16 protein-coding genes are annotated in these 14,403 nt (G+C 71.8%); 10 read left to right on the top strand and 6 right to left on the bottom strand.

Translation table 11 applies throughout. The annotated features are described in order from the left end of the window. The first annotated feature begins 2 nt into the window (after nucleotides 1–2). From OG407_RS08755 to OG407_RS08745, 3 genes are read left to right on the top strand one after another with little or no spacing between them, the layout of a single operon-like run. Nucleotides 3–1,154, top strand: a complete 1,152-nt coding sequence (locus OG407_RS08755) for a thiolase family protein (protein ID WP_405856639.1) — start codon at nucleotides 3–5, stop codon at nucleotides 1,152–1,154. Further along, entirely contained in the window at nucleotides 1,151–1,552 is a 402-nt protein-coding gene (locus OG407_RS08750; protein WP_405856637.1) for a Zn-ribbon domain-containing OB-fold protein, read from the top strand. Before OG407_RS08755 ends, OG407_RS08750 begins: the two co-directional genes overlap by 4 nt. 5 nt (nucleotides 1,553–1,557) lie before the next feature. Beyond that, complete coding sequence (locus OG407_RS08745; protein ID WP_405856636.1) at nucleotides 1,558–2,316, top strand: FadR/GntR family transcriptional regulator; 759 nt, start codon at nucleotides 1,558–1,560, stop codon at nucleotides 2,314–2,316. A 7-nt stretch (nucleotides 2,317–2,323) separates the two neighbouring features. On the opposite strand, the gene OG407_RS08740 is transcribed toward OG407_RS08745, so the two are convergent. From OG407_RS08740 to OG407_RS08730, 3 genes are read right to left on the bottom strand one after another with little or no spacing between them, the layout of a single operon-like run. Further along, complete coding sequence (locus OG407_RS08740) at nucleotides 2,324–3,346, bottom strand: LLM class F420-dependent oxidoreductase (RefSeq protein WP_405856634.1); 1,023 nt, start codon at nucleotides 3,344–3,346, stop codon at nucleotides 2,324–2,326. After that, the gene (locus tag OG407_RS08735; RefSeq protein ID WP_405856632.1) at nucleotides 3,343–4,485 is read right to left on the bottom strand and encodes an acyl-CoA dehydrogenase family protein; all 1,143 of its coding nucleotides are present in this window, start codon (nucleotides 4,483–4,485) and stop codon (nucleotides 3,343–3,345) included. Before OG407_RS08735 ends, OG407_RS08740 begins: the two co-directional genes overlap by 4 nt. Nucleotides 4,486–4,490: 5 nt before the next feature. Next, nucleotides 4,491–5,276 (bottom strand): enoyl-CoA hydratase/isomerase family protein, encoded by a 786-nt coding sequence (locus tag OG407_RS08730; RefSeq protein ID WP_405856630.1) that lies wholly within the window; start codon nucleotides 5,274–5,276, stop codon nucleotides 4,491–4,493. 113 nt (nucleotides 5,277–5,389) lie between these two features. Here OG407_RS08730 and OG407_RS08725 point away from each other — a divergent pair, with 113 nt between their 5' ends. The 3 genes from OG407_RS08725 to OG407_RS08715 all read left to right on the top strand — a co-directional run bounded on the left by OG407_RS08725 (nucleotide 5,390) and on the right by OG407_RS08715 (nucleotide 8,329). Next, nucleotides 5,390–6,256: a crotonase/enoyl-CoA hydratase family protein gene (locus tag OG407_RS08725; RefSeq protein ID WP_405856628.1), complete on the top strand. Its 867-nt coding sequence runs from the start codon at nucleotides 5,390–5,392 to the stop codon at nucleotides 6,254–6,256. 258 nt (nucleotides 6,257–6,514) lie between these two features. Beyond that, nucleotides 6,515–6,820, top strand: coding sequence for a GMC oxidoreductase (locus OG407_RS08720; protein ID WP_405856627.1), 306 nt, complete (start codon nucleotides 6,515–6,517; stop codon nucleotides 6,818–6,820). 99 nt (nucleotides 6,821–6,919) lie between these two features. Then, a complete protein-coding gene (locus OG407_RS08715) occupies nucleotides 6,920–8,329 on the top strand; it encodes a family 1 glycosylhydrolase (RefSeq protein ID WP_405856625.1) in 1,410 nt (469 codons plus the stop codon). On the opposite strand, the gene OG407_RS08710 is transcribed toward OG407_RS08715, so the two are convergent. Further along, nucleotides 8,308–8,811 carry a MaoC family dehydratase gene (locus OG407_RS08710; RefSeq protein WP_405856623.1) on the bottom strand — a complete coding sequence of 168 codons (504 nt, stop codon included), beginning with the start codon at nucleotides 8,809–8,811 and terminating at the stop codon, nucleotides 8,308–8,310. The two genes, OG407_RS08715 and OG407_RS08710, sit on opposite strands and share 22 nt — an antisense overlap. A gap of 25 nt (nucleotides 8,812–8,836) precedes the next feature. Beyond that, nucleotides 8,837–9,658, bottom strand: coding sequence for an enoyl-CoA hydratase/isomerase family protein (locus OG407_RS08705; protein WP_405856621.1), 822 nt, complete (start codon nucleotides 9,656–9,658; stop codon nucleotides 8,837–8,839). Nucleotides 9,659–9,765: 107 nt separating this feature from the next. On the opposite strand from OG407_RS08705, the gene OG407_RS08700 reads away from it, so the two are divergent. Genes OG407_RS08700 through OG407_RS08685 form a run of 4 tightly spaced genes read left to right on the top strand, consistent with a single transcriptional unit; the run spans nucleotide 9,766 to nucleotide 13,348 of the window. Beyond that, on the top strand, nucleotides 9,766–10,887 hold the full coding sequence (locus OG407_RS08700; RefSeq protein WP_405856619.1) for an acyl-CoA dehydrogenase family protein: 1,122 nt from the start codon (nucleotides 9,766–9,768) through the stop codon (nucleotides 10,885–10,887). 18 nt (nucleotides 10,888–10,905) lie between these two features. Next, nucleotides 10,906–12,084 carry an acyl-CoA dehydrogenase family protein gene (locus tag OG407_RS08695; protein ID WP_405856617.1) on the top strand — a complete coding sequence of 393 codons (1,179 nt, stop codon included), beginning with the start codon at nucleotides 10,906–10,908 and terminating at the stop codon, nucleotides 12,082–12,084. Continuing rightward, complete coding sequence (locus OG407_RS08690; protein ID WP_405856616.1) at nucleotides 12,081–12,593, top strand: nuclear transport factor 2 family protein; 513 nt, start codon at nucleotides 12,081–12,083, stop codon at nucleotides 12,591–12,593. Before OG407_RS08695 ends, OG407_RS08690 begins: the two co-directional genes overlap by 4 nt. Then, the gene (locus OG407_RS08685; RefSeq protein ID WP_405856614.1) at nucleotides 12,593–13,348 is read left to right on the top strand and encodes an SDR family NAD(P)-dependent oxidoreductase; all 756 of its coding nucleotides are present in this window, start codon (nucleotides 12,593–12,595) and stop codon (nucleotides 13,346–13,348) included. The genes OG407_RS08690 and OG407_RS08685 overlap by 1 nt, the downstream gene beginning before the upstream one ends. A 106-nt stretch (nucleotides 13,349–13,454) precedes the next feature. On the opposite strand, the gene OG407_RS08680 is transcribed toward OG407_RS08685, so the two are convergent. Beyond that, nucleotides 13,455–14,372 (bottom strand): NADP-dependent oxidoreductase, encoded by a 918-nt coding sequence (locus tag OG407_RS08680; RefSeq protein ID WP_405856612.1) that lies wholly within the window; start codon nucleotides 14,370–14,372, stop codon nucleotides 13,455–13,457. Between the last annotated feature and the right edge of the window lie 31 nt (nucleotides 14,373–14,403).

Below are 14,403 nucleotides of genomic sequence, written 5' to 3'. Positions count from 1 at the left end.
CCGTGACCGACCGCCAACCCGTCGTCGTCGGCGTACACGCCACCGAGCAGGCGCTGTCCCTCCCGCACCGCGACGCGATGGGCCTCGCCCTCGAAGCGGTGCGCGGCGCGATCGAGGACGCCGGGCTGACCCCGGCGGACGTCGACGGCGCCCAGGTCGACTGGCCCGGCCCGGGCGGGGTGCCCGGCGAGGGCAGCTCCTGGGCGCGGATGCTCGGCCGGGACCTGCGCTGGACCAGCGACTCGATGCTCGACAACGCCGGCTCACGGGGCCTGCTGAAGGCGGCCTCGGCCGTGCGGGCCGGGCTCGCCGACACCGTCGTGGTCGGCGGCTGCAAGCTGGTCTCGCGCGGCACGGGTCCCGTCGGCGCCGGGGTACCGCTGGAGTTCGCCGACGTCTGGGGCAGCTACGTCGTCGCCCAGTTCGCGCTGGTGGCGGCCCGGCACATGCACCAGTACGGGACGACCGCCCGCCAGCTCGCGGAGGTCGCCGCCACGATCCGCAACAACGGGACCACCAACCCGGAGGCGATGATGTACGGCCGCGGCCCGTACACCGCCGACGACGTGCTCGCCTCCCGCATGGTGGCCACACCGTTCCACCTGCTGGACTGCTGCATCGTCGGCGAGGGCGGCGCCGCCCTCGTGGTGACCACCGCCGAACGGGCCCGCGATCTGCCCCACCCGCCCGTCGCCGTGCTCGGCGGCGGCATGGAGTACCACCAGGCCGCGTACGCCAACCCCGCGCTGTACCGGGAGGTCGGCCAGCTCGGCCGGGACGCGGCCGTCCGCGCCTACGCCATGGCGGGCATCGGCCCCCAGGACGTGGACGTCTTCTCCCTCTACGACCCCAACTCCTTCGAGATCATCCGCCAGTTGGAGATCCTCGGGCTGTGCGGCGAGGGCGAGGGAGGCCCGCTGGCCGCCTGCGGTGCCATCGCCGTCGGCGGCAAGCACCCCGTCAATCCCGACGGCGGCTGCCTGGCGTACGCGTGGAACGGAACCCAGCAGATGACACTCAAAGTCGTCGAAGCCGTACGGCAGTTGCGCGGCACCGCAGTCCACCAGGTCGAGGGCGCGGAGCTGGCGGTCGTCGGCAACGCGGGCTCCGGCGCGCAGCACTACGAGATGAGCGTGCTGGGGAGGACGCGATGAACCGCCCCGTGCCCGTGCCCACCGCGCTGTCCCGGCCGTTCTGGGACGCGGCCCGGCGCGGTGACCTGGTCGTCCCGCACTGCCCGGCCTGTGGGCTGCGCTTCCTCGTGCCCGAACCCGCCTGCCCCGGCTGCATGTCGGCCGGCTGGCGGTACGTGCCCAGCGCCGGCCGGGGCACCGTCTACTCGGTGACCGTGGTGCACCGCGCACCCGGCCCCGGCTTCGAGACGCCGTTCGCGCTCGCCGTGATCGACCTGGACGAGGGTGGCACCCTGCTGTCCCACGTCGACGCGGGCGACCCGGACGACGTGACCATCGGCATGCGGGTGCGCGTGGACTTCCGGCGCCTCACCGACGAGATCACCCTGCCGTACTTCGTGCCGGTCCCGGGCGACTGAAGGAGATGGATGCCGTGACGAACACGCCGGTGCGGGTCCCCAAGATGGCCGAGCTGGTGGCGGCACAGCTGCGCCGCAAGATCGTGCGCGGGGAACTGGCCGAGGGCGAGGCGCTGCCCGCCGAGACGGCCCTGATGGCGGAGTTCGCCGTCTCCCGGCCGACCCTGCGCGAGGCGTTCCGGGTCCTGGAGTCGGAGTCGCTGATCAGCGTCCGCCGGGGAGCCCGGGGCGGGGCACGGGTGCAGATCCCGGAGGGCACGGTCGCCGCCCGCTACGCGGGAGTCGTCCTTGAGTACCGCGGTACGACCCTCAAGGACGTCTACGACGCCCGTACGGTCATCGAGGCGCCGTGCGCCGGTCTGCTGGCCCAGCGCCGCACGGACCATGACCTGGAGCGGCTGCGGGCCTCCGTCGCCGAGGCCGAGGGGCTCATGGACGACCCCTCGGCCTTCATCCGCGCCCACATGGAGTTCCACGCCCTCGTCGTCGAACTCGCCGGCAACGAGACGCTGAGCGTCCTCAACGGCATGGTCCGGCACATCATCGACCAGGCGAACTGGTCCCACGTCGACCTCGACGCCGGCAGCCCCGAGAACATCCGCGCCAACCGCCGGGGCTTCCGCGCCCACGGCGCCCTCGTCGAACTGGTCGCCGGGCGCCGCACCGAGGCGGCCGAGGAACTGTGGCGCGTCCACCTCCAGGAGGCCGAGGACTACCTGCTGCAGAGCAGGTCCATGACGACGGTCCTGGACCTGCTCGGCTGACGTACCGTCAACTCCCGTGCAGCTCCCGCACGATCGGCTCCCACACCTCGGCGTCGATCTCGTACGCGGTGTAGAAGGACACCCGGTCCACCAGTGCCCCGTACCGGCGCCTGATCTCGCCCGCCACCCGCTCCGGCTCCGCGACGACCGCGAAGGTGTGCAGGACCTCGTCGTCGACGAGGCCGCCCATCGCCTCCCACTTGTCCTCGCGGGACGACTTCGACAGCGCGTTCAGCTCGTCGCCGAGTGCGCCCCAGCCGTGCAGCTCCAGGACGCCGCGATAGGCGGGGGTGCTGCCGTAGAAGGCGATCTGGCGGCGGGTTCCGTCGATCGCGCGGGCGAGTTCCTCCTCGGTGCGGCCGGTCGCGGTGAGGAGGAGATGGGAGACGGAGAAGTCGTCGCGCGTGCGACCGGAGCGGTCGAGGCCCGACTCGACGGTCGGGAGGGTGACTTCCCGCAGGTACCGCTCGGTGGTGAAGCCGTGTGCCAGGAGCCCGTCGGCGACTTCGCCGGCCACCCGGGTCATCGCCTCGCCGACCGCGGCCACGAAGACCTTCGGGGCCCCGCCGGGAGCGGGCGGGGGAGAGAAGAAGGGGGACATGAGCGTGTGCGTGTAGAAGTCGCCGCGGAAGTCGAGCTTCTCGCCCTCGTTCCAGGCGGCCCAGATCGCGCGCAGCGCGCTCACGTACTCCCGCATACGGGCGGCCGGGCGGCTCCACGGCATCGAGAAGCGCCGCTCGATGTGCGGTTTGATCTGACTGCCCAGGCCCAGCGAGAAGCGACCGCCGGAGTAGGCCTGCAAGTCGTGAGCGGTGTAGGCGAGTTGCATGGGGGAGCGGGCGAACGCCACCGCGATCGCCGTGCCCACCTCCAGCCGGTCGGTGTGCTCGGCCGCGAGCAGCAGCGGCAGGAACGGGTCGTGCTGCGACTCCGAGGCCCACAGGCCGTCGTAGCCCGCCTTCTCGTGGTGGAGGGCCTCCGCCACGACCTCCGCGGTACCCCACACGCTCAGTTTTCCGTCGACCTTCATGCCGTTGCCTCCGCTGTGACCGCGTCCAGCCCGATGTGCCGCGCGAGCAGTTCGCGGTGGAACGCCGGGTCCCCGAACAGGAGTTGTGACGTCTTGGCCCGTTTCAGATACAGGTGGGCCGGGTGCTCCCAGGTGAAGCCGATGCCGCCGTGGACCTGGATGTTCTGTTCCGTCGCCCGCACACAGGCGTCCGAGCAGAACGCCTTGGCCAGACTCGCCACCGCGGGCAGCTCCGGGTCCTCGCTCTCGGCCGCGAGCAGCGCGAAGTGCGCGGCGGCACGCGCCGATTCCACCTCAAGGAGGACATCGGCAAGGAGGTGCTTCACGGCCTGGAAGGAGCCGATGGGCCGCCCGAACTGGTGCCGTACCTTGGCGTACTCCACCGCCATGTCCAGCGCGCGGGAGGCCACTCCGACCTGCTCGGCGGCGAGCGCCACCGCGGCCCGGTCGAGCACCTGCGAGACGAGATCCCAGCCGTCGCCGTGCGTCCGCAGCCGGGTCGCCGGTACGTCGTCGTAGTCGAGCCGGGCCTGCCGGCGGGTGGGGTCCATCGTGGGCAGAGGGACGCGGGTCAGTCCCGTCGCGCCGCCTTCCACCCAGAACACGCCCATGCCGTCGTCGGTTCTCGCCACGGTGAGGACGACATCGGCGGTGGCGCCGTCGAGGACGAACGTCTTGTGTCCGGCGAGCAGCCAACACCCGTCCGATTCACGGGCGTTGAGCTGGACCCCGGTCGCGTCCCAGCGGGCCGAGTCCTCCGTCAGGGCCAGTGTCCCGACCAGTTCGCCGGAGGCGAGCCCCGGCAGCAGACGCTGGCGGGCGTCCTCGTCGGCGCAGCGCAGCAGCGTGGTCGTCGCCAGTACGGCCGAGGCGAGGAAGGGCGCGCACACCAGCGCCCGTCCCAACTCCTCCATCACCACGCCCACTTCGACGGGACCGCACCCGGCACCGCCGTACTCCTCGGGCACGGCCAGCCCCTGCAGACCGAGTTCCGTCCCCATCCGGCGCCACAACGCCCGGTCGAAGCCCTCCGGGGTCTCCATCAGCCGTCGCGTCCCGGTCTCGGGCGAGGTGTCCGCGAGGAACGCCCGTACCGTGCGCCGCAGTTGGTCCTGTTCGTCGCTGAACGCGAAGTCCATGGTGCTCAGCCCTCCGTACCCGCTCGGCGACGCCCGCGCGAGGCGATGATCTTCTCCACCGCGGCGATGTGGTCCGGGTCGTGCATGCTGTCCCGTTCGGCGAGCAGCGCCGGTTCCAGTACGGCGGCCATGGCCTGCTCCAGATGCAGGTTCACCGCCTGCTTGGTGCCGCGCAGCGCCCGCACGGGCAGGGCGGCCAGCCGTCCCGCCAGGTCCATGGCCTCGTCCAGGAGCTTGTCCTTCGGTACGACGCGGTTGGCGATGCCGATCCTGACCGCCTCCTCGGCGCTCACCCGCTCGCCCAGGAACAGGAGTTCCTTCGCGCGGGTCGGGCCGACGAGCAGGGGCAGGACGAGCGCGCCGCCGTCGCCCGCGACGAGACCGACCTGGACGTGCGGGTCGGACACATAGGCGTCGTCCGCGATCAGCACCAGGTCGCTCAGCAGGGCCAGGCTGCAACCGAGGCCCACCGCGGGCCCGTTGACCGCCGCGATCACCGGCAGCGGGCAGCGGACCAGGCCGGTGATGATCCGCCGGGCCTCGTCGACGTTCCGCTGCCGGAAGACGGGGTCGCGCTGGACCCGGGTCATGATGTCGAAGTTGCCGCCCGCGCTGAACGCCCGCCCACGGCCGGTGAGTACGACCACCCGTGCCTCGGGGTCGTCGGCGACCGTGTCCCAGACCGATGCGAGGCCGGAGTGCAGCTCCTCGCTCATCGCGTTGAGCTGGTCCGGCCGGTTCAGCTCGATCAGCCGGACCGGCCCGAGTGCCGTCACCACCAGATCCGTCATCTCCACCGCCATCGTCCAGGGACAGTTCAGTAGGTCAGTAGAGTTGAATGCTATAACTAATTGAGCTTTATGAGAACCGGGTCGTGGAGTGACGAACCTGACGGAGGACGCGCATGCCGGAGCAGGAGTACGAGACCGTGCGGGCCGAGGTGGCGGACCGGATCCTCACCGTCACGCTCAACCGCCCGGAGAAGCTGAACGCCTTCAACCCGCGGATGATGAGCGACCTCCTCGACGTCCTGGACGCGGCCGACGCCGACGACGACGTACGGGTGATCGTGGTGACCGGCGCCGGACGCGGCTTCTGCGCGGGCGCCGACGTCAGCTCCGGGGGGACGTCGTTCGACCATCGCCGGGCGGGGGCCTGGCACCGGGACACCGGCGGCCGGGTCGCGCTGCGGATCTTCTCCAGCACCAAGCCGGTCATCGCGGCGGTCAACGGCCCCGCGGCCGGCGTCGGGGCCAGCATGACCCTGCCCATGGACATCCGGCTGGCCTCGACCTCGGCGAAGTTCGGCTTCGTCTTCGCGCGCCGGGGCATCGTGCCGGAGTCCGCGGCGAGCTGGTTCCTGCCCCGGGCCGTGGGGATGCAACGGGCCATGGAATGGGTGGCCACCGGCCGCGTCTTCGGCCCCGACGAAGCCCTGTCTGCCGGGCTGGTGCGCTCCGTCCACCCGCCGGAGGAACTGCTGCCCGCGGCGTACGAACTCGCCCGTGAGATCGCCGAGAACACCTCGGCGATCTCGGTCGCCCTCTCCCGCCAGATGATGTGGCGGATGCTCGGCGAGCCGCACCCGATGGCCGCGCACCGCCTCGACTCGCGGATCATGAGCCAGATCGGCGGCGGCCCGGACCCCGTGGAGGGCGTCGAGTCCTTCCTCGCCAAACGGCCTCCCGAGTTCCCGGGCAGGGTCAGCAAGGACATGCCGGCCGTCTACCCCTGGTGGAAGGAGGAGGAGTTCCGGCCCATGGGGGAGTAGGCGTCACCGGAACAGGGGACAACGCCGTCACTTCCGGATTCCGGTGCGTGGACGGGTCGTTGGGCGTCTCGGCGGGGGCTCGGCCATATCCCGCGCCCACGGCCGAGGGCAGCCTGCACATCGGCTCGGCCGCCTCGGAAAGACCCCTCACGGCCACGCCGGACCGCCACGGTTCCGAGCAGGTCCGCCGCATCGGGGCCGCCCTCTTCCGCCGCATGCGCCAGGACTTTCGGGACCACCCCGATCGCCGACCGGATCATGGCCGAAACCCTCCCCGGTCCCACCGCCCGCGACGGCCAGGAGATCATCGGCGCGGGCCGGGACCACGGCCGCCGGGGTCACCACGCAGTCGGGACCCGCCCGGCAGGCCTTGCCGGGCGCGACCTCGTAGGCGTCCGACTGCGCGTGCACGGCATCGCCGGCCTGCGGATCGTCGACCGCTCGGCCCTGCGGGCCACGCTCTCCCGCGGCCTCGACGCGTCGATCACGGGCACGGCCCGGCGGCCCGCCGCCCCCGCCCTGGACACGGGCCGACCCCGCCCCGGCGCTTTGACGGGCCGATGAGATCTGTCCGAAACATTGTCGTCGTTTCCCCGAAGTGTTAGCGTCCGGACGGCGGGCATTCAGTTGAATGCGTTAGCTATTCCGCCCGGGACGGTGACCATGAGCGATGGTTTCCTGCAGGAGTCTTTCCACGGTGTCGACTGGGGAGTCGCCACCGCGGACGCCCTCGCGGCCCCACCGCCGCCCCCGCCGGAACGCGCGGGGCACTTCGGGCAGTGGACCGACGACATCCGGCAGCTGGTCGGCGTCACACCCGACACCCACCGCATGGTCGCCGGATGGCCGCTGCTCCAGCCCGACGGCCCCGGCAGCTGGGACCACGCGGCCCTGGACCGCTGCGACCGCGAACTCGACTCCCTGCTCGCACTCGGCGTGCGCCCCTGCCTCACCCTGTTCGACCGGTCGCTGCCGGCCTGGCTGGAGGACTCCGGGGGCTGGCTGGAGCGCGACACCGCCGAGCACTTCGCCGCCTACGCCGCCGAGCTGGGCCGCCGCTACGGCGACCGCGTCACCCGCTGGATCACGTCCACCGACCTGGCCGGGCCCACCCTCGCCGACCACGTGGCCGGGATGTACACGCCGGGCCGGGGCATCGGCCGCGCGGGCCTGCCCGCGGTCCACCACATCCTGCTCGCCAACGGACTCGCGACCCGCGCTCTCCGGGCCGCCGGCGTGAGCGGCCGGATCGGGACCACGGTCACTCTCGTCGGCGGCTACGCGGCCACCGAGGACCCCTTCGACCGGCTCGCCCTGGATCGCCTGCTGAGCTGGACCAACCGCCTCTTCCTCGACCCCCTGCTGCTCGCCGAGCACATGGTGACCGAGGACGATGTCTCACCGATCGAGGACACCGGCTGCGTGCGCCCCGGGGACCTGGACGTCATCGCCACCCCGCAGGACCTGCTCGGCATGTCCTGGCACACCCCGTTCCGCGTCACCGCACCGGAGAACCTCGCCCGCGCCCTGCCCGCCGACAAGTGCCAGAGCAGGCTCAACGAGGTCAACCGCCTCCTGGTTGGCCTGGGCTTCGCGATCGTCCCCTTCGACGACGTGGAGACGACGGCGTACGGCTGGCCCCTCCTCCCCGAGGGCCTGGCCGACGCCGTCGCGGACCTCCACGACCTCTACGGCGAACTGCTGCCGCCGCTGTCCGTCGTCGACAACGGCATGGGCGACCTGGACCTCGTCGACGAGACCGGCCACAGCGACGACGCCCGCCGCCGGGCCCTGCTGCGCGCCCGGCTGTCCTGGCTGGGCCGGGTGATCGAGCGCGGTGTGGAGGTCTGCGGCTACGAGTACTGGTCGGTGCTCGACAACCTGGAGGCGAAGTTCCGCTACACCCGCCTCTACGCGATGGCCGTCCCTGATCACGAGCCCCCGCGGCGCCCGCCGATGCCCTCGGACTGGCTGCGGGCGGGAGCTTTCGCGGGCCCCGAAGGTCCGGGTCCGGCGGCCGGGCTGACCCTGGTTCCGCCCGGCCCCCGGGATCAGCGGGTCGGAGCCTCGTAGTCCCGGCCCCGGATCAGCCGTACCGGCGTGTACACGAGCACGTCCTCGTCCCGCTGGTTGCGTACGGTGATCCGGCTCGTCACCACGCCCCGGCCGGGCTTGCTGGACGGCCGGCAGTCTGTGGTCTCCACGACGGCGTACAGCGTGTCGCCGACGTACACCGGTCCCCGCACGGTCAGTTCCATGTGCAGGAAGGCCAGGCCCGTGCCGTGCAGCACGTTCGTCTGCAGGACGAGTCCCTCGGCGACGCAGTACGTCAGCGCGCCCGGCACCAGCCGTCCGCTGTAGCCGCCGTCGGCCGCGTGCGAGGCGTCCCAGAAGAGCGGCTCGTTGAAGCCGCCCCAGGTGACGAAGTTGACCAGGTCGGTCTCGGTGACCGTGCGGCGGGCGGTACGGAACACCTGCCCGACCGGCATCTCCTCGTAGGTCAACCCCCTTACCAGCGGGGGGATTTCGGTGGCGGTGGTGGGCTCTGCCGTCATCGCGGGCTCCTCGTGCGTCCGTGGGTCACAGGTCGATCGGGTGCTTGCCGCCCACGCCCTCGAAGTCCGGGGCGCGCTTCTCGCGGTGGGCGGCGAGTCCCTCGACGACCTCGTGCCCGCCGAACCCGAAGAACTCCAGCCCCAGCGAGGCCTCGAAGAGCGGCTGGGCCGTGCGGTACCAGTGGTTGAGGGACCGCTTGGTCCAGCTCAGCGCGCTGGCGGGCCCGGCGGCCAGCAGGGTCGCCACCCGCAGCCCCTCGGCGTGCACGTCCTCGTCGTCCACGCACTTCGACACCAGGCCGATCCGCTCGGCCTCCTCGCCGGTCAGCGCCTCGCAGGTCAGGAGGTAGTACTTGGCCTTGGCCATCCCGCACAGCAGCGGCCAGCAGATCGCCGCGTGGTCGCCGGCCGCCACCCCGAGCCGCGTGTGCCCGTCGACGATCTTCGCCCTGCGGCCGGCGATCGAGATGTCCGCCAGCATGCCGATGACCAGCCCCGCACCGACCGCCGGGCCGTGGATCGCGGAGACCACCGGCTTCGAGCAGTTGATCACCCCGTAGACCATGTCCCGCGCCTCCCGCATCACCCGGGCGCGCACGGCGTAGTCCTCGGTCATGGCTGCGATGGAGTCGAAGGTCCCGCCGGCCGAGAAGGCCTTGCCGGCCCCCTGGACCAGCACCGCGCGGGTCTCCTCGTCCCGGTCGACGACCGGCCAGACGTCGGCCAACTCACCGTGCATGCGCGGATCCACGGCGTTGAGGTTCGGCGCGTCCAGCACGATGCGCAGCACACCGGGCGCGGGCCGCTCGAAGGTCAGGCTCGTGAGCGGGGCGTAGGGATCGGTCACGTCGCACTCCTGGTGTATTCAGTGCGGATACTATAATTATCTAACTGTATCGAGAGGCGGGCGGCAAGCGTCCGGCCCACGGGCGCACCGAGGACGGGAAGCTCGGCATGGATCTCACCTTCAGCGAGGAACAGGACGAACTGCGCACGGTCGTACGGTCGTTCCTCACCCGGCACGCCACCGAGGCCGACGTGCGCCGGCTGGCCGCCGACCCGCAGGGACACGACCCGTGGATCTGGCGGCGGATGGCCACGGAGATCGGCCTGCAGGGACTCGCCGTACCGGAGGAGTACGGCGGCTCCGGCTTCGGCTACGTCGACCTCGGCGTCGTCTTCGAGGAGACGGGCCGCGCCCTGCTGTGCGCCCCGTACTTCGCCACCGTCGCCCTGGCCGCCGAGGCGCTGCTGCGCTGCGACGACGAGGCAGCCCGCGCCGAGCTGCTCCCCGGCATCACCGCCGGCGAGACGGTGGCCACGCTCGCCCTCACGGAGGACAGCGGCCGCTGGGACGAGCCGGGCATCCGCCTCACCGCCCGTGAGGAAGCGGGCAGTTGGCGGCTCACGGGCGTGAAGACCTACGTCCCCGACGGACACGTCGCCGACCTGCTGCTGGTCGCCGCCCGCACCCCCGCCGGCATCAGCCTCTTCGCGGTCGAGGCCGCCGACGCTGCGGGCCTCACCCGCACCCCCCTGCCCACCCTCGACCAGACGCGCAAGCAGGCCAGGGTGGTCTTCACGGACACCCCGGCCCGCCTGCTGGGCACCGAGGGCGCGGCCTGGCCCGGCCTCGAACGCGCCCTGGCGACAGCGTCCGTGCTACTCGCCGCCGAACAGGTCGGCGGGGCCGCCGCCGCCCTGGACGCGTCGGTCGCGTACGCCAAGATCCGCGAGCAGTACGGCCGTCCCATCGGCTCGTTCCAGGGCATCAAGCACAAGTGCGCCGACATGCTCGTCGAGATCGAGTCCGCCCGCTCGGCCGCGTACGCCGGACTGTGGGCGCTGGACGCCGGTGACGAGACGGAGATCGCCGTGGCGGCGGCCCTCGCCCAGGCGTTCTGCTCGGAGGCCTTCACCAAGGTCGCCGGCGACACCATCCAGGTCCACGGCGGCATCGGCTTCACCTGGGAACACCCCGCGCACCTCTACCTGAAGCGGGCCAAGAGCTCCGAGGTGCTGCTCGGCACGCCCGCCCACCACCGGGAGCTGCTCGCCGCCCGGCTCGGCATCTGACACCCAGGAGAGGCAGACATGGAAGTGGACTTCGGGCCCGCCGTACGCGACTTCCGCGACGAACTGCGGGACTGGTTCGCGGACCACCTCGTGGGGGAGTTCGCCGCGCACCGGGGGGTGGGCGGCCCCACCGACGGCGCCGCCTGGGACGTACGTCTCGCCTGGGACCGTGAGCTGTCGGCCGGGAACTGGCTGGGTGTGGGCTGGCCGAAGGAGTACGGCGGACGCGGCCTCGGACTGATCGAGGAGATCGTCTTCGAGTACGAGTACGCCCGCGCGAACGCCCCCTACCGTGCCACCGTCAACGCCCTCGACCTGCTCGGCCCGCTGCTCCTCGCGAGGGGCGACGAGGCCCAGAGGAAGCGCTTCCTGCCGCCGATCCTCGCCGTCGAGGAACTGTGGGGGCAGGGCTTCAGCGAACCGGGGGCGGGCTCCGACCTGGCATCCGTCCGTACCCGCGCCGAGCGCGACGGCGACCAGTGGGTGGTCAACGGGCAGAAGGTGTGGACGTCGTTCGGCATCCACGCCGACTGGCTCTACGTCCTCACCCGCACCGACCCCGCCTCCCGGCGCCACAAGGGCCTGACACTGCTGCTCCTCCCGACCGACCAGCCAGGCGTGGAGATCCGCCCCATCCGCAACCTCGCAGGCCAGGACGAGTTCGCCGAGGTGTTCCTCTCCGACGCGCGTACCGGCGCGGACATGGCCGTAGGGGAGGTCGGTCAGGGCTGGCGCACGGCGATGGCCACCCTCGGCATCGAACGCGGCACCACCCTGCTGCCCCAGCAACTCGGCTTCGAGCGGGAGGCCGAGGCACTGATCGACCTGGCCCGCGCACGCGGCGCCCTCGACGACCCCATGCTCCGCCGCCGGATCGTGGACGCCTGGATCTCCGTACGCATCATGCGCACCACCAACCTGCGCACCATCGCCGAACTGACCGCGGGCCGCACCCCGGGCGCGCAGGCCACCACGGCGAAGCTCTACGCCTCGACTCGACACCAGCAACTCGGCCACCTGGCCATGGAGTTGGCCGGACCCGCCGGACAGATCGTCGGCGAGGACTACGAACTCGACACCCGGCAGCGCTCGTTCCTGCTCTCCCTCGCGGAGACGATCTACGGCGGTTCGAGTGAGATCCAGCGCAACATCATCGGCGAGTTGGTCCTCGGTCTGCCGAGGGAGCCGCGGCCATGACCTCGACCGAGGACCGCCTCGACCGCGTCGAGTCCCACCAGGCCATCCAGCAACTGCCCATCCGCTACGCCCTGGCCGTGGACTCCCGCGACCTCGACGCCTGGGTCGGCTGCTTCCGCCCCGACGTGGACATGGGACGCCACGGCCGGGGACGCCAGGTCCTGCGGCAGCACATCGAGCCGCTCGTACGCGGATTCCACCGGTCGGTGCACCAGATCTGCGGCCACCGCGTCGAGTTCACCGGCCGCGACACCGCGACCGGCGCGGTCTACTGCCGTGCCGAGCACGAGGTGGGGGACCGGTGGATCGTGATGGCGATCTGCTACTTCGACGACTACGCGCGCGTGGACGGCGACTGGTACTTCTCCCGGCGCCGCGAACAGCACTGGTACGCGGCCGACGTGACCGACCGCCCGCAGGCGGTCGGATTCAAGGGCTGGGAGGGCGCGGGCGAACCGGCACTTCCCGACGCCTTCCCCACCTGGACGGCCTTCTGGAAGGAGACGTGATGGCACGGCTGGCAGGCAGGACGGCTCTGGTCACCGGCGGGGGACAGGGCGTGGGCCGCGGCATCGCCCTGGCGCTCGCCGCCGAGGGCGCGGCCGTGGTCATCACCGGCCGTACCGAGACCAAGCTGAAGGACACCGCCGGGGAGATCGCCGAGCGCGGCGGGCGGGCGTACACCGTGGTCGGGGACGTGGGGGAGCGGGACGACGTCGACCGGATGGTGGCCGAGACGGTACGGCGGTTCGGCGGCCTCGACGTACTCGTGAACAACGCCCAGTCGTCGGTGCAGCGACGGCTGGAGAAGACGTCGTACGACGATGTCGAACTCACCTACCGCAGTGGGCCGTTGGCCGTCTTCCACGCGATGCAGGCGGCCCTGCCCCATCTGAGGGAGAGCCGCGGCAGTGTCGTCAACCTGGGTTCCTCGGCCGCCGTGCAGGGTGAGGCGACCTTCGCGGCGTACGCCATGGCCAAGGAGGCGATCCGCGGCCTGAGCCGGGTCGCCGCGCGGGAGTGGGGGCCGTACGGGATCCGTGTGAACGTCGTCTGTCCGGCCGCGCTCAGTCCGGCGGCGGAGGACTATCTGGCCGCGCATCCGCGCAAGGCGGAGGAACTCGCCCGCGAGATCCCGCTCGGCCGGCTCGGCGCCCCGGAGGCGGACATCGGCCGGGCGGTGGCCGCGCTGGTGAGCGACGACATGGCGTATCTGACCGGCGCCACGCTGATGTTGGAGGGCGGCCGGACCCTCATCGGGTGACGTCCGAGACGCACACACCGACCGCAAGCAAGTCGGGGTTCCCGAGGAGGGGAGGGGAGGGCCGGTCGCTGTCCCCGTGTCCCCGTGTCCCCGTGTCCCCGTGTCCTCACGGACGAACGCGGATGATCGTCTTTCCCTTGCGTCGCTCGGTCGGATTGAGAGCGGTGACGGCATCGTCGAGGGGCGAGACGTCGTCGATGTTCGTCCGGAGCCGTCCGTCCCGCACCCGCCGCACGATCTCCCCCAGTCCGGCACGATCGGCCTCGACGACGAAGTCCACCGCCAGGCCGGCAGCGGGCCGCGCCTCGACCGGGCCGACGACGGACACCAGCGTTCCGCCGTCCTTGACCAGGTCGGCGGACCGCTTCTGGATGTCGCCGCCGATGACATCGAAGACCAGATCGACGCCGCCGACGTCTTCCAGCGCGTCGTTCTCAAGGTCGACGAACTCCTGCGCGCCGAAGTCGAGTGCCTTCTCCCGGTCCGCGGCACGTCCGGTGCCGATGACGTAGGCGCCGGCCTCACGTGCCAGCTGGGTCACCATCGTCCCGACCGCCCCGGCCGCACCATGGGCGAGGACGGTCTGGCCGGCCTGAAGGCGGCCGTGCTGGAACAGCCCCTGCCACGCGGTCAGTCCTGAGATCGGCAGCGACGCGCCCACCGCGAAGTCGACGTCGCCGGGAAGCGGTGCGAGGTTGCGTGCCTCGATCGCCACAAACTCCGCCAGGGTGCCGTCACGGTGCCAGTCGGCGAGGCCGAACACCCGCTGCCCGACCGACAGCCCCGTCGTGCCGTAGCCGAGGGCGGCGACCACTCCCGCCAGCTCATGGCCGGGGATCGACGGTGTCCTGTCACGGCCGGCGCGATCGGTCCAGGTCGATGGCCACTCCATCTCGGTCGGGACGAATCCCGACGCGTGGATCCGAACGACGACATCGTTGATCGCCGCCCGCGGCTCGGGTCGCTCCACCAGAGTCATCCCGGCCGTTCCCGCGGCCTGGTCCGTCACCACGATCGCTTTCATCGGGGCCTTCCTTCGTGGATACCCCGGCCTT

It is taken from the genome of Streptomyces sp. NBC_01515 (genome assembly GCF_045040345.1).
In the GTDB taxonomy this organism is placed as follows: Bacteria; Actinomycetota; Actinomycetes; order Streptomycetales; family Streptomycetaceae; genus Streptomyces.
Note: the sequence above shows the minus strand (reverse complement) of the source record. Positions and strands in the feature narration are given on the sequence as shown.